General features: G+C 39.3%; 11 protein-coding genes. 5 read left to right on the plus strand and 6 right to left on the minus strand.

Features of this window, described 5'->3' with window-relative positions; genetic code table 11:
* The first annotated feature begins 74 nt into the window (after positions 1-74).
* Positions 75-1,586, plus strand: a complete 1,512-nt coding sequence (locus ABJD71_RS00995; RefSeq protein ID WP_348163193.1) for a PepSY-associated TM helix domain-containing protein — start codon at positions 75-77, stop codon at positions 1,584-1,586.
* Between the two features lie 295 nt (positions 1,587-1,881).
* On the opposite strand, the gene groL is transcribed toward ABJD71_RS00995, so the two are convergent.
* On the minus strand, positions 1,882-3,534 hold the full coding sequence (gene groL, locus ABJD71_RS01000; RefSeq protein WP_348163196.1) for a chaperonin GroEL: 1,653 nt from the start codon (positions 3,532-3,534) through the stop codon (positions 1,882-1,884).
* A gap of 38 nt (positions 3,535-3,572) precedes the next feature.
* Positions 3,573-3,863: a co-chaperone GroES gene (locus tag ABJD71_RS01005; protein WP_348112635.1), complete on the minus strand. Its 291-nt coding sequence runs from the start codon at positions 3,861-3,863 to the stop codon at positions 3,573-3,575.
* 322 nt (positions 3,864-4,185) lie between these two features.
* Here ABJD71_RS01005 and ABJD71_RS01010 point away from each other — a divergent pair, with 322 nt between their 5' ends.
* Positions 4,186-5,055 carry a MipA/OmpV family protein gene (locus ABJD71_RS01010; protein ID WP_348163199.1) on the plus strand — a complete coding sequence of 290 codons (870 nt, stop codon included), beginning with the start codon at positions 4,186-4,188 and terminating at the stop codon, positions 5,053-5,055.
* A 236-nt stretch (positions 5,056-5,291) separates the two neighbouring features.
* On the opposite strand, the gene ABJD71_RS01015 is transcribed toward ABJD71_RS01010, so the two are convergent.
* Positions 5,292-8,210, minus strand: coding sequence for a TonB-dependent receptor plug domain-containing protein (locus tag ABJD71_RS01015; RefSeq protein ID WP_348163202.1), 2,919 nt, complete (start codon positions 8,208-8,210; stop codon positions 5,292-5,294).
* Positions 8,211-8,500: 290 nt separating this feature from the next.
* Between ABJD71_RS01015 and ABJD71_RS01020 the strand changes: the two genes are divergently transcribed.
* From ABJD71_RS01020 to ABJD71_RS01030, 3 genes are all read left to right on the plus strand, one after another.
* Entirely contained in the window at positions 8,501-9,058 is a 558-nt protein-coding gene (locus ABJD71_RS01020; RefSeq protein WP_348163205.1) for an RNA polymerase sigma factor, read from the plus strand.
* Positions 9,055-10,101, plus strand: coding sequence for a FecR domain-containing protein (locus tag ABJD71_RS01025; RefSeq protein WP_348163208.1), 1,047 nt, complete (start codon positions 9,055-9,057; stop codon positions 10,099-10,101). The genes ABJD71_RS01020 and ABJD71_RS01025 overlap by 4 nt, the downstream gene beginning before the upstream one ends.
* 161 nt (positions 10,102-10,262) lie before the next feature.
* Complete coding sequence (locus ABJD71_RS01030) at positions 10,263-11,747, plus strand: DASS family sodium-coupled anion symporter (RefSeq protein ID WP_348163211.1); 1,485 nt, start codon at positions 10,263-10,265, stop codon at positions 11,745-11,747.
* A 173-nt stretch (positions 11,748-11,920) separates the two neighbouring features.
* On the opposite strand, the gene ABJD71_RS01035 is transcribed toward ABJD71_RS01030, so the two are convergent.
* From ABJD71_RS01035 to ABJD71_RS01045, 3 genes are read right to left on the minus strand one after another with little or no spacing between them, the layout of a single operon-like run.
* Entirely contained in the window at positions 11,921-13,093 is a 1,173-nt protein-coding gene (locus ABJD71_RS01035) for a VCBS repeat-containing protein (RefSeq protein WP_348163214.1), read from the minus strand.
* Between the two features lie 15 nt (positions 13,094-13,108).
* A complete protein-coding gene (locus tag ABJD71_RS01040; protein ID WP_348163217.1) occupies positions 13,109-14,053 on the minus strand; it encodes an MBL fold metallo-hydrolase in 945 nt (314 codons plus the stop codon).
* A 2-nt stretch (positions 14,054-14,055) separates the two neighbouring features.
* Positions 14,056-14,607 (minus strand): RidA family protein, encoded by a 552-nt coding sequence (locus ABJD71_RS01045; RefSeq protein WP_348163220.1) that lies wholly within the window; start codon positions 14,605-14,607, stop codon positions 14,056-14,058.
* Between the last annotated feature and the right edge of the window lie 183 nt (positions 14,608-14,790).

Here is a 14,790-nt window from a genome sequence, read left to right on the forward strand (position 1 = left end):
ACCATTAAACAAGTAAACTTAATAGAAGTGCTTGAGCAATCAGGCACTTTTTTATTTATATAAAGATAAAAATTATGAATAAAAAGCAAATGTTAGCGTTACATAATTGGGTAGGTTTAAAGCTATCATTACTTATGTTTATCGTTTGTTTAACGGGTACGTTTGCCGTAATAAGCCATGAACTTGATTGGTTATTTACAGACAAGTTGCGTATTTCCGCTCAAGACGAAAGATATATTGATTGGGAAGCGATATATAACAATGTAAAAGTAGAATACCCACAACGCTCAATTAACACTATTAATGCTCCTCTATATTCTAATTTTGCCTCTATTGTACTGACTGATGACCCTGAACTCGGTTTTCGAAGGGTATTTGTTGACCCTTATACTGGCGAAGTTAAAGGAGAACTTCCTTACTACGCTAGTTTTCAACGTACTTTACGAGACCTACATCGATATTTGTTCGCCCCCATAGGTGGGCTATATATCGTCGGGCCTCTAGGTATAATTTTGCTTGTATCAACTATCAGTGCCTTACTCTTTTATAAAAAGTGGTGGCAAGGGTTTTTTAAACTAAGGTTGCGTTCGGGTTCTCGTGCTTTTTGGGGCAGTTTACATAAAGTTGTGGGTTTGTGGTCTTTATGGTTTTTGTTGTTAATAGGTATAACAGGTACTTGGTATTTAGCTGAAAGAATAATTAGAGACGCAGGCGTTCAGATACAACAAGAGCGACAATATACCCCCAAGAAGGATATTCAAAATAATCAATTTATAGAACAGCAAATAAATGTTTCTGAGGCAATAAAAACAGCTGTTAGTACAATTTCAAACTTAACACCTACCAGTATTGCTTTTCCTAAAAATCAAACAGGCCCTATAATTGTTACCGGTTATACTGACGTTATCTTAGTACGACCTCGCTCTAATTCAGTGTTTATTAATCCTGTTAACGGTAATGTGATCGAATATAGAGCAACTAAAGACCTAAGTGCATTATCTGTTTGGGTCGATATGGCTGACCCTTTGCATTTTGGCACGTTCTCTGGCTTGGGGGTTAAACTCGTTTGGTTCTTTTTTGGTTTGTTAGTCTGCGTAATGAGTGCCTCTGGGATCATCATTTTTGTTAAGCGAATTCAGAAAAGAAGAAAAGATAGTTGGATAAAGAACATATTTGGAGGGATGAAATATGTCACTTTTACAGTGCTCATCATCCCTATTTTTTTTGGTACGCTACTCGCTCTTATCGCACTAAACAAGATTGCATATGTAGAAGACGACTATCATAAACCTTTAGTCACAAACCCCTCAATTACCGGCTTACCTAAAGTAGACATGTTCATTTCTGAATCTGAGAATAAGGTATTTATTAGGCTAGGTATTGATTGCCGAAACTGTATTGCTAAAAAACATAAAGCTAGCGTCGTATTAGAAAACGGTGACAGTATTAAGTTTAAAAGAACTTTGTTGAAGGGGTATCGAGGCACAAGTACAGCAACGTTAAAGGCTGAACAGTTATCAAAAATAAAACATATTTTACTTCAAGGTGATGAAGGAGACAGTGTTACGCTTTATATGCATAAGTAAAAACCTGTGGGTCCGACTTTTTGAAATTATCAGAGTCGTTCTAAGCTGAAAAATGGAGCTTCGTAAGAGCTTTTTAAACTAATAGTAACTTTCTCAGAAACGCAGTCCATTAAAGTAAAGCCAATAAAAAACCCGCATAAAGCGGGTTTTTATTATTTCATAGCAAAGCTTTGAGTCAAGTGTGATGTTTTACGCAGAATAAAACGTTTAGTACAAGGCGTTATGAGCATAGCGTACGATTGTTTGTACGTGAGCGAAATAACAACGCAGTAATCGACGTTTTAGACCAGTAAAATTACATCATACCACCCATGCCGCCCATACCACCCATGCCGCCCATATCAGGCATTGCTGGTGCAGCTGCGTCGTCAGCAGGTGCGTCAGCTATCATAGCTTCTGTGGTGATCATCAAGCTTGCGATTGATGCTGCAAATTGTAGTGCAGAACGCGTTACTTTAGTTGGATCAAGAATACCCATCTCTAGCATGTCACCGTAGGTGTCGTTACCTGCGTTGTATCCGTAGTTGGCTTCGCCACCTTTAACAGAGTTAGTCACAACAGAGGCTTCTGCGCCAGCATTTGATGCGATTTGACGAAGCGGCGCTTCCATTGCGCGTAGTGCTAGTTTGATACCGTGAGTTTGATCTTCGTTTTCGCCAGTAAGGTCAGTGATTTTAGATGCGGCACGCACTAGTGCAACACCACCACCGGCTACTACGCCTTCTTCTACTGCAGCACGTGTCGCATGAAGTGCATCTTCAACACGGTCTTTTTTCTCTTTCATTTCAACTTCGGTCGCTGCGCCAACTTTGATTACTGCAACACCGCCAGCTAGTTTAGCTAGACGTTCTTGAAGTTTTTCTTTGTCGTAGTCAGAAGTAGACTCCTCGATTTGTGCACGGATTTGAGCAACACGGCCTTGAATGCCGCCTTCTTCGCCTGCACCGTCAACAACGGTTGTGTTGTCTTTGTTGATTACAACACGCTTAGCTGTACCTAGGTCTTCTAGGGTGACTTTTTCAAGCTCTAGACCAATTTCTTCAGAAATTACAGTACCACCAGTTAGTGTGGCAATATCTTGAAGCATTGCTTTACGACGATCACCAAAACCAGGCGCTTTAACTGCTGCAACTTTAACAATACCGCGCATGTTGTTCACTACTAGTGTCGCTAGTGCTTCACCTTCAACGTCTTCAGCGATGATTAATAAAGGTTTAGATGCTTTTGCTACTGCTTCTAGAGTTGGTAGTAGTTCACGAATGTTAGATACTTTTTTGTCAACCAAAAGGATGAATGGGCTGTCTAATTCAACTGTGCCGTTTTCTTGGTTGTTCATGAAGTATGGAGATAGGTAACCACGGTCGAATTGCATTCCTTCTACAACGTCTAATTCGTTTTGTAGAGATTGACCTTCTTCAACAGTGATAACGCCTTCTTTGCCTACTTTGTCCATTGCTTCAGCGATAAGGTCGCCTACTTCTGAATCAGAGTTTGCAGAGATAGTTCCTACTTGTGCGATAGCTTTGCTGTCTGCACAAGGAACAGAAAGGGCTTTTAATTCTTCAACTGCTACTTTAACTGCCTTGTCGATACCGCGTTTAAGATCCATTGGGTTCATGCCCGCAGCTACAGACTTAAGGCCTTCAGTTACGATAGCTTGTGCCAATACTGTAGCTGTAGTCGTTCCGTCACCCGCTTCATCATTAGCTTTAGACGCGACTTCTTTAACCATTTGAGCGCCCATATTTTCGAATTTATCTTCTAATTCGATTTCTTTGGCTACTGATACACCATCTTTAGTGATGGTAGGTGCACCGAATGATTTGTCTAACACTACGTTACGGCCTTTAGGACCTAAAGTAACTTTTACTGCGTTAGCTAGTACGTTAACGCCTGCAAGCATTTTGACGCGAGCGTCATCAGAAAAACGAACTTCTTTAGCTGCCATGATAATTATTCCTCTAAAATTCTGTTAATGGATTGGATTTATTCAACTACTGCTAGGATGTCGCTTTCGCCAAGGATAAGCACTTCTTCGCCGTCTAGTTTTTCAGTTTTTACGCCATATCCATCGTTAAAAATAACGATATCGCCGATTTTAACGTCAACAGCTTTAAGTTCGCCGTTGTCTAGTACTCGACCATTTCCTACTGCTACGACTTCGCCGCGAGTAGATTTTTCTGCTGCAGAGCCTGTTAACACAATGCCACCTGCAGATTTGCTTTCTTGTTCTTGACGCTTAACGATCACGCGATCGTTTAAAGGACGAATTGCCATTTTCAAATCTCCTGAAAATTCCAATGTTAATGGTGTTTGTTGCCTATCAAAATTAGGCAGTAATCGAAAAGTCGAGCTAAACGACTGTCCGGAATTCTATTATTAGAACTGTGTTCTGGGTCCAGAGATGGGGTTAGCCATTCTTATCTCAAGGGTATAGAAAGAAATTTGTTAGAAAATTTATGGTGAATTTCTGCTATAACAAAGCAATATCCTTTTAACTTGGCACTTTTTTTTCTAAATTGTATTGTTTCTACAATTGAAAATAGTGCGGGTTTAGTAAAATTGGACAGTAAATATGACTTCAAAAATAAGAGAGAAAATGAAAGTAACTACTCAATATCTGTTATTTGTAGTATCGATGCTCCTTTCCTTAAACATCGTTGCTCAAGAAGAGATCATCCTAGAAGATGAGATGCGCCCTGTTTGGGAAGCCGGTGCCTTTATAGGAGTGTTTAATGCGCCTGAATACCCTGCATCAAATCAAAGTAATACCAATGTGGTGCCAGTACCGTACTTTATATACAGGGGGGAAACCCTTCGTATTGGTGATGGTTCTATTGCTAGAGCTGTGGCGCTAGACAAAAGTTGGTATGAGTTAGATCTGTCATTGGCTGCATCATTTGGGGCAAACTCAAAAGATAATGAAGCACGATCTGGTATGCCGGACTTAGACTTTAATTTTGAACTTGGGCCGCAATTGAAATTGCGTTTATCAAAGTTTGAATTTGAAAATCATGGTAAAGGGGAGTTATTTCTTAACTTACAAACCCGTGCAGTATTTTCTACTGATTTTTCTGGAATTGATCATAGAGGGTATGTGTTTCAACCAGATTTGAGGTATAGACAACGGGGCTGGCTTAGCGAAAAAACAGCGTTGTCTATTAGTCTTTCACCTACTTGGGCAACAGAAAAATTACATGATTACTTTTATCAAGTTGACCAAAGGTTTGTGACCGAACAACGTAACCAGTTTGACGCTAAAGCTGGATACTTAGGTACGCGTTTGTTAGTGAGCGTGTCTTTCAACGCGACGGAAGACTTGAGAGTATTTTTAGGGGCTAGCACCTCAATTCATAGTGGTTCGGCAAACGAGAATAGTCCTTTATTTATTGATGAAAATACATATTCATTTGGGGCAGGTGTCGTATGGCGCTTGTGGGAAAGTGAAGAGAAGGTATCAGGTAGATAGGAAGCGTTAGTTTATAGTGGTGCGTGAGATTTATCCCTTAACAGCCAAGATTATTTTTAAAGGTGAGTTGTTTAAACTTTATAAGGATTAAAGCAAGAAAGTTAGTCGTTATGTATTTTAGTTAAGTTGTTAGCGTCACCGCTTGTAAATAAAAAGCCCTTAAAAAAGGGCTTTTATATCAACGATTAGATTCTTTTAAACTTTATGTTAAATAAAGTAGTAAATTCGTCCACTTGTTAGAAAGTAGTTTTGAATCCACCATAGAAGAATCGGCCAGTTAAGTCGTGCAACGAGCTATGGTTTTCACCAACATTGCCATCGCCGAATAAATTAGGACCTTGATCATTAGTGATATTATTTATACCGAAGTACAAATTATGATCGCCTCCCAAGACATCTTCTATTTTATAAGAAACACGTAAGTTATGAGTCGTCACGTCTCTGATAAACAGATTTATTTTATCACTACAGTTACTATACTCATGACAAGCGTTAAGACGGTCTCTAGCGTAATTGTCGTTTAACATGCTGCCAATGTGTAGCGTTCTCCATGATACTTTGATGGGTCCATCTCTCCAGCTAACAGAGAATCGACCAGTTCTATCTGGAGTGCCTAATAAGCCGAGTTCGTCATTAATGAAGGTTTCAGTTGTACCTGGTACAGGTGACTCTTCTTCTAATTCTTTAATGATATTATAAGTACCCGAAACTTTAAAAGAGCCCGATAGGCCAATATCTTCACCATCTAAGTTATATGAGAAGGTTGCATCATAACCCTTGGTTCTCAACTCATCTGTATTCAAAGATGTTTGTGAAACTTCTGTAAGTTGGCCTGTAGTAACATCCCTTACTGGAATACTACAGCTCTCAGTTGAATTAAAATCTCCTGATGAATAACAAAGTTGTAAAATATCTTCTGCTTCTATTTCACTGATCGCATTCTCGATTGTAATATCATAATAATCTAGTGCGACAGTTAAGTTTGGAATAAAGTCAGGAGAATAAACAACTCCGGCGGTGAAGGTTTTACCCGTTTCTACACCTAAGCCTTCATTACCAAATGTTGGTTGTTGCACTTGGTTAGAGTCATCTTCGAATATGCCTTCTGATGCGATAATTGAGGCGACGCTTGGATCTTGTCGACAAGTATCTGAATAAGACTGAGTTGACGTAGCTGTTACTAAATCACAAGGGTCATTTAGACCCCCTTGACTCCCTAACCCTACACTAAATAATTCGATGTTGTTCGGCGCTCTATTTGCTTCAGCAACTACAGAGCGAAATGTAACTTGATCATTTAGCACCCATGAGCCACCAAATTTCCAACTGTTTATGCTACCAACAGTTGAGTAATCACTTACCCTGTAGGCGCCTTCAACCGAAATATAGTCTGCAAAGAAGGTATCTTTAACCAACGGCATGATTAACTCGATAAATACTTCAGTAACTTCTTGTTGCCCTGTTTGGTCTACTTGTTGAGTCGCTGTACTTCCGCCTGAAGTACTAATGTTATCCCAACGGGTTTGACTTTTTTCTTCACGGTAATCAAAACCTGTTGCCATAGATAACGGACCAGCCCATAAATCAACTACATCCCCAGTTAACCAGCCACTAACTGTTGTTGTTTCATTTTTTGCTAATAATTTATCTGTTAATTTAAGCCAATCAACAGCTTCATCTGTTACCGCACCTAAACCGAAGATATCTAATGCAACACAACCAGAGTCTCTGGCAAACTCATTCGCACATTGCAGTCCTAATGAAGTATCGGTTGCGTCGACATATTCAACATCGATTGACTGTTGGTAGTTTGCCACAAGTAAATCACCGGCTTTGGTTTGAGAGCGACGCCATTCGCCATAGCCATAGTTTAATTCCCATGACCATGTATCAGCAAAATATCCCCTTAAACCTGTCCACATTCGTAATGTATCATTATCAGCGTCACGATAACGATTGCCTAGCTCAGCCCATCTACGACGAAAAGCGATTGAGTCGTTACCAAGCTCAAGAGTATCATCAAAAATCCCTTGCGGAACATAAGGGTGAGGAGTGACTCCGTCTGATAAATAAAGCGGAAAGTCTTCAAACAGTCGAGTTGAAGTTGCTGTATCAGGAGTACGGTTTGAGTAGGTGTAGACCGTTGAATAATGGGCATTAGCAAAAAACTCAATGTCGTCAGTCAAGTCAAACGTTAAGTGACTTGCCAATAAAAATCGCTCTCTAGGAATTGATGCAGTTTCTGGCCCTAAAGCAAAATACCCATCTTCTGAACGATTAAAATCTTCGGTTAGCTCTCCGGTACCACCGTTATTATAGAACCAATATTGTGAATCACTGCTTGGATCTGCTGCTGTTCCAGAGTTACCCGGAAAAAGCCCTCCTAAAATATGAGTACTCAGTGTTTCTGAAAACTCATCGGGACTATCAGAAGACGTTGATATTGTACGGGGATCTATCATTTTACTACGTTGATTTTCGTAGATAGCTGTTTCTTCATCCCATTCAAAAGCAAACATCAGGTTGCCGCGATTATCATTAAAATTAGCACCAGCAGCAATTTCAATGCCTTTTTCATCATTGCCACCCTCTTGTGACGTTCCGTAACGATAGTCGAACGTGAGCCCTTCAAAATTGCGCTTCGTGATAATATTAACCACACCAGTAACCGCATCTGAGCCGTATAGCGCAGAAGCTCCTCCAGAAATGACTTCTATTCGCTCAACAAATGCATCAGGTATAGTCGATAAGCTAACTGTACTTCCAGTTGAGGTATTACCTACGGTTCTTCTACCATCAATTAAGGTCAAGGTTCTCTCTGAACCAAGGTTTCTTAATGAAATGGTTGAAAGGCCACTGTCTTGGGCACTACTTTGTGATGTTTCAGTAGTGATACCTGGGCTTACCGCTGGAATCTCTGTGATTGCCTCGCTAAGTTCGTTCGCGCCGATTGCTTCTAAATCATCTATGGTGAGAGATTGTGCCGGTACAGGTAAAGAAAATTCTGTTCGTTTTATTCTAGAGCCTGTAACTTCAATTTTTTCAGTGTTACCAACTTCTTCCCCATTAGAGGTTTCAGCCGCTTTCAGTTGAAATGCCGTTAAAGACATTCCTACTAATATACTTTTACAGAGTAAACTTTTTTTAAATACCACTTTATGTGCCTCCAGAACTTATTATTTTTATTTAACCTAAACAGTTGAAAGGTTTTATATGCATCAGTAAGTGCATAAAAATTCAATTAACATGCATAAGTAAGACACATGTGAAAGGCTTACCCCCCACCTATAAAAAAATATATTATAAATTTTTGTTTGCATTGAATTTGATTTTAATTTTAAAGTTGTTCTTGAATTTACTTTTAATATCCAGTAAAAATACTGCGCTTAGAGTCCTTGCTTGAAAAACAGTCCGCTAGTTGCGGTATAAAAATAAAACAGTTGTCATGCTTAATAAAAATAATAAATTTGATAAACTCATCATAGATGCGTTACCTGGACTATTCAGGTTTTTGCGTGGAATGTCATTAAATGCGGCTGAAGCCGAAGATGTTGTTCAAGATACCTGCGAAAGGTTAATACGAGCACAATCTACAGATAAGATTAATAATGTGATTAATCTCAAAGCTTATATGTACAGTACTGCGAAAAATATTACGTTAAATGAGTTTAGACGTAATAAAAATAAGCAAAAAGCCATCGATACCATAAAGGTTCAAGAAGGACAAGGTCAGCCCACTAATATAGAAAACGCAATTGAAGCTCAGCAAGATCTTCAGCAGGTACTTGAAGCTATTAATACTCTCCCTCCAAAATGTCGAGAAACTTTCATATTGCGGCATGTTGAACAGCTCTCTTATAAAGAAATCGCAGAACGCCAACAAGTTTCTATAGGGACCGTTGAAAAGCATTTAGCCAAAGGAGTTCGCTACACACACCTACTATTTAAGTCTATTAAGAAAGGTAGCGATACCGAAACGACGATCAAGAAAACGGCTTCATGACAATACACGAATGGGTTGTAGATAACATCCCAGACGACAAGCTTGATGAAGCAGCACTATGGATTGCCCGATTAGACTCAGAAGAAGTAACTAAAAAAAACCATCGTGATTTTGCTAAATGGCTCCAGAGTGATCCCATAAATGCTAAAGCTTATGAAGAGCTTACCCCGGTTTGGGCTAGGTTAAGTACTTTGAGTGAGCTCAAAGAACTAGTAGATCACGAAGATATTATTCCTTTATTTCAAGCTAAAACACTAACAATTGAATCTACAATAGGTGCAAGGGGGAGTGCACCAGGTTGGAGTATTAAAGCGACCTTATGTTTCTTAATAATTGGATTTTTAGCACTTATATTCTTTGAACCAAAACCCGATGTTTACTTTACGGTAAAAGGAGAGCAAAAAACCATAACGCTTTCTGATCAATCCACCGTTACTCTGAACACTGATAGTCTTATAGAAGTACGCATGACTGATGACATTCGTCAACTAACACTATTAAAAGGTGAAGCTATTTTTGATGTTTCAAATGACGCGCGTCCCTTCAATGTTAATACTAGTTTCGGGAGTATTCATTCAACACATACTACTTTTCATATAGCAGATTTGCCTTCATCAAAAAAAATCCAAGTATACTCAGGTCAGATAGAGGTTATTCCACCCGTCGCCAAAGCCATTCTTTCAGAGTATGACTATAAAGCTAATCACGTTATTGAAGGTAAAGGGTTTGAGTTAGTCGCAGGGCAAGTGTATCCAGAACAACAGGGACCCAATCTAAATACAAAGCCTACGTGGACCAAAGGGGTTCTGGTTTGGAAGCAGGTCCCTCTCTCCCTAGCTGTTGAAGAGTTCAGCAGATATGTTGAAGGGGGGTTTCTAATCGCTTCAACCAATTTACCCAATGTTTATCTTAGTGGAACCATAGAAACTGGTGACGCGAAAACATTTATTGATATGTTGCAAAAGCAAGGTATTCAAGCAAACGAGTATCGCCCTGGCAGATATATATTAAGAAGTAAAAAATTACAGAGTAATGGGGAATAACTGATATGCAAGTGTCAAATTATATCAGAGAAGTAATATTTGCTCTAAATAGTCAATGTGCGGCCTATGTGATTCGTTTAGATAAGATAGTGCTATTAAAGGTAAAGGTTAATAGATGAGTAACTTCGTAAAACAGGGTTCAAGCAGAGAAATATAGAATTATGAATAGTAATCCACAAGCATCAGCAATAACCGAAGAGCGGCCTACCTATCAAAATGTTGGATTAGCCCTTGGCCCAGCATTATTTGCGTTAATGATGTTGTTTTCAGGCTCTCAAACCATAATGGATCCCGTGGCTTGGAAAACTGCAGCTATAAGTCTGTGGATGGCAGCATGGTGGGCGACAGAAGCATTACCTGTATCAGTTACTGCTTGTCTTCCAATAGTTGTATTTGAACCTCTTGGTATCAAGTCTTTAAGAGAGGCGGCGGAACCTTACTCCAACCCTATTATTTACTTATACTTAGGCGGTTTTTTATTGGCATTAGCCGTTGAAAGGTGGAATTTGCATCGTAGGGTTGCTTTGTTTCTTTTATCTTTAACTGGAACCGATGGCGTAAAGCTTATTGGTGGTTTTATGCTAGCTAGCGCGTTTTTATCTATGTGGATGACAAACACAAGTACGACCTTGATGCTTTTGCCTATCGCGCTATCTGTGGTGGGAACGATACTCGACAATCAGCCTGACCTAACTGAAAAACAAAAAAGTAATTTTCAGATTGCTATGCTACTCGGGTTAGCGTACTCAGCAACTATAGGTGGTCTTGCTACTTTGGTAGGCACGCCACCTAATGCGTTGTTGGTTGGATTTATGAATGAAAATTATGACTATGAAATTAGCTTTTTGGAGTGGATGGCTGTTGGTCTTCCAGTGTCAATGATATTGCTACCTATTGCTTGGCTAACCTTAACTAAACTCTTATATCCAGTAAATATTCCAGAAAGCAAAGAAACCTCGGCTTACTTACAAAAGCTTAGAGATGAGCTTGGACCAATGACTTTAGCAGAAAAACGTGTGGCCATAATATTTTCAGTGGTTGTCGTCGCTTGGATGCTGCGAAAGCCAATCGCTATTTTTTGGGATATTCCGGGACTATCTGACCCAGGAATTGTGATGGCTGCTGCCATACTCTTATTTATCATTCCTAGTGGTAATAGACATCAACCACAGCTTATGACTTGGCACGAAGCAGGAAGGTTACCGTGGGGAGTGTTGCTCTTGTTTGGTGGCGGTTTATCCTTGGCTGCAGCTGTTGCCGATAGTGGTTTGGCGTTATGGTTAGGTCATAGTTTAGCTCCTCTAGGCACATTGGGGGTTTCTATGTTGGTCTTAGCGTCAGTACTTTTAGTTGTGCTTCTTACAGAGTTAACTAGTAACTTAGCAACAACCGCGACTCTATTACCGATTATGGGAGCAATTGCTATAGAAGCTGGCATCGATCCGCTAATGCTTTGTGTGCCAATTGCCATGGCAGCAAGTTGTGCCTTTATGTTACCTGTTGCAACACCACCTAACGCTATCGTTTTTTCGTCAGGCTTTATTAAAATACCTCAAATGGCTAAAGCAGGCATCCTTATGAATATTATCGGAGTGTTGTTACTGACATTATTATCAATTTATTGGGTGCCTCATATTTGGGGCTAGTTGCCAAATATTTAAAAAGTAAGGTGTGTAAAGACACTTATACAGATTATTTGAATTCAGGTGTTCTATTCTACGTTAGGTGAAAGGACAGGAGTAGAAGATAGATACAAAATGGGATCTAAATACAGGTTTAGGTCCCATTTTGAGGTGGCAATAGCAAGGGAAGTAGCAGTTTATTTCTTTGATGTTACTAACTTTTGGCGATACATATAATTAGCCGAACCTGAATTACCTGCAACGATATCTGGAAGCGAATCGCCATTAATATCTCCTACGGCAAGTGCATAGGTTTTATCTTCTTTTTCGCCAATTTCTGCAAGTAATGTTAGTTTTCCTGAGCCGTCGTTCAAAAATACTTGGTTGTAATCTAAGTCATTAGCGATAACCACGTCACTGTCCCCATCCTTATCGAGATCGTGAATTAAAACCGCATAACTCCTGCTTTTTTCATAACTAAAAGACTGAGAAATCGTAAAGTTCCCATTCCCTTTATTTAAAATTACAGTATTTTTTTCACCAATGTTAGCCGTCACAATATCCGGTAAACCGTCATTATTCATGTCGGCAACCGCGACACCTCGGGTATCATCTTCACCAGATCCAAAGTCTATGGATTTAACGAAATTTAAACTTCCATCGTTTAGCAATATTTTATTTTGGTCGCCGTTTCGATTAGCTTGGACTAGATCAACAAAACCATCGTTATTCATATCATGAACCACAACCGCCAGTGTTCTATCCTTTAAATTACCATAGGTCAATTGTTCATTATTTTTAGATCTTGAAGATAAATTACCTTTACCATCATTTAAGAAAATAAGATTGGGTGTACCTCTACAATTTTCTAGAACATCTAAATCATTATCCCCATCTATATCTGCGACGGTAATACTTCGAGTGGCTGAGTGAACACTGCCGAAGCTTTTAATAACGTTGAAATTGCCACTGCCGTCATTAAAATATATCTGATTTTCAAGCCTATCATTGGGTTGAATAATGTCTAAATCACCATCAGAGTCAATGTCTGCTAGAATTGCTCTATAGGATGTCGTGTCGATATCTCCGAGCTTAACTCTACTACTAAACCCTCTATTATCAGCATTTAAATAAACATAGTTTGCCTGTGCCCAATGACGGCCATTAGACTCAACTAAGTCAATATCCCCATCATTGTCTAAGTCACCTAAAGCTACGCCGCCGGTGAAAAAGTTTTCCACAGAAATGGGGTATGCCCCTCCTCTTTTAGGATAGCTAATTTTACTGTCTGCAGCACTGCTATAGAAAGATAGTAAATTTAACGTACTGGCTAGAAATACCAAACCTAGATTGAGTCTATTTAAGTTCATAAAATATCCTGTTGATTAGTCTATAACTATCGTTTTTAAGTGTATCGGGAAAATAACATCAGTTTTAGGTGCGACTTTGAGAACATTTTCTCTAAATGGAATGAGTTTTTTATTCACATTTACCTCTTGGGAAACCCCATAAGGCCAACTAAAGGAGTCCCAATGGGTAGGGATCACAACAGGGGGCTTCCCAGTTAACTCGATTAGTCGCTCATCGTAATTGTAAATATTTAGTCTAGAACCATTCACTCCTGCTAACAGAATATCAGGGGTTAGGTCTGTCATTTCACGCTGTAAGAAGTTCATTGAGCCCATAGTTAACACTGTTTTATTCTTGAACCTTGCGAGAAACATAAGTGAACCACCTTCTACAAATTGATTTATTGTAAGTGGGGCTTTCAATTCAGTATTACCATCATACCTGCTTGAATCATGATATAGCTTATTGTTTAGAGCAGAGTGAATTGACGGCATAACACGCACAGAAAAGTTATCAAATTGATAATCTTCTCCTCCGACAACCACATATATTTGCTCTTTTGGTACTCCATAAGCTAACAAGATCCTTTGTGTTGTCTCTGTGCCTATTATTCTGGCTCCGGTCTTTTTTGCAATATAGGGCACGTCGCCTAAGTGGTCATGGTGACTGTGATGTATTAATATATAGTCAGCATCAGTAATAAGTTTGTCTACCTGCGTCTTATCTATTGGGCCTACATCGTCACCTGAATAAACTTTACGGTTATCTCCATCAAGCTCGCGACCTTTAAGCTGCAAGCGAGATACATAAGGATCAAGAAGAACGGTAATATCTCCATCCTTAATAATCCATCCAGCAGTCCCTAAGTAAGTCATCTCTAACGAGGGGGTATTTGTCTTTTCTTCAACTGCCCCAGCACTTGTTATAAATACCAATGCGAAAGAGAAAATAAAACGGTGAAATAGATTATTAACTTTCATACTTAATCTCTCACTTCTACAATCATTTCAATTTCAACAGATTGGCCACGAGGCAATGTAGCCATTCCTACTGCTGCCCGGGCGTGCTTTCCCTTTTCGCCAAACACTTCTACTATGAGATCCGAAAAGCCATTAATTACCGCGGGTTGTTGAATAAAGTCGGGTTCACAGTTAACCATTCCTAAAACCTTCACCACGCGAACCACCTTGTCCAAGTCACCTAACATTTCTTTCAATACCGCCATTTGATTGATGGCGGTTTGGCGAGCACCTTCGTATGCTTGTTCGATTGACACATCTTTTCCTACTTTCCCTCTCAGTTCTTTGCCATCTGGGTAGTAAGGCCCTTTGCCTGCAAGAAAGATTAAGTCGCCTGTCCTCACCCCATTTACGTAATTCGCAACTGGATTTGGCGCTGGAGGTAATGTTATTTTCAGTTCTTTCAATCGTGCTTCTGGGTCATATTTTTGTTGAGCGTTAACACTACCGCTGAGCCCTATAATAGTAATAAAAGTTCCTGTAATTAGGGACTTTAAAAATTTTGAGTTTCTCATGGGCTATCCTTTCATTGTTTTATAATTAACCTCAATGTATTCGTAATCAAACACAATTGAAGTAGTTCAGAATAATAGACACTCTAGGCTTAAGATCCCCCCACAAATAATTATTCTAAAGACGCTGAATGATTTTTAACGTGACGAGAAGAAAATAACTAAGGTTAGAAATTTAAAATTAGA

Origin of the sequence: Paraglaciecola sp. (assembly GCF_039943935.1) — a bacterium.
Lineage (GTDB): Bacteria > Pseudomonadota > Gammaproteobacteria > Enterobacterales > Alteromonadaceae > Paraglaciecola.

Excerpts from the sequence above, each read along its gene's own strand:
- ABJD71_RS00995 (WP_348163193.1), top strand. The coding sequence starts at position 75 with ATGAATAAAAAGCAAATGTTAGCGTTACATAATTGGGTAGGTTTAAAG.
- groL (WP_348163196.1), bottom strand. The coding sequence starts at position 3,534 with ATGGCAGCTAAAGAAGTTCGTTTTTCTGATGACGCTCGCGTCAAAATG.
- ABJD71_RS01005 (WP_348112635.1), bottom strand. The coding sequence starts at position 3,863 with ATGGCAATTCGTCCTTTAAACGATCGCGTGATCGTTAAGCGTCAAGAA.
- ABJD71_RS01010 (WP_348163199.1), top strand. The coding sequence starts at position 4,186 with ATGAAAGTAACTACTCAATATCTGTTATTTGTAGTATCGATGCTCCTT.
- ABJD71_RS01020 (WP_348163205.1), top strand. The coding sequence starts at position 8,501 with ATGCTTAATAAAAATAATAAATTTGATAAACTCATCATAGATGCGTTA.
- ABJD71_RS01025 (WP_348163208.1), top strand. The coding sequence starts at position 9,055 with ATGACAATACACGAATGGGTTGTAGATAACATCCCAGACGACAAGCTT.
- ABJD71_RS01030 (WP_348163211.1), top strand. The coding sequence starts at position 10,263 with ATGAATAGTAATCCACAAGCATCAGCAATAACCGAAGAGCGGCCTACC.
- ABJD71_RS01035 (WP_348163214.1), bottom strand. The coding sequence starts at position 13,093 with ATGAACTTAAATAGACTCAATCTAGGTTTGGTATTTCTAGCCAGTACG.
- ABJD71_RS01040 (WP_348163217.1), bottom strand. The coding sequence starts at position 14,053 with ATGAAAGTTAATAATCTATTTCACCGTTTTATTTTCTCTTTCGCATTG.
- ABJD71_RS01045 (WP_348163220.1), bottom strand. The coding sequence starts at position 14,607 with ATGAGAAACTCAAAATTTTTAAAGTCCCTAATTACAGGAACTTTTATT.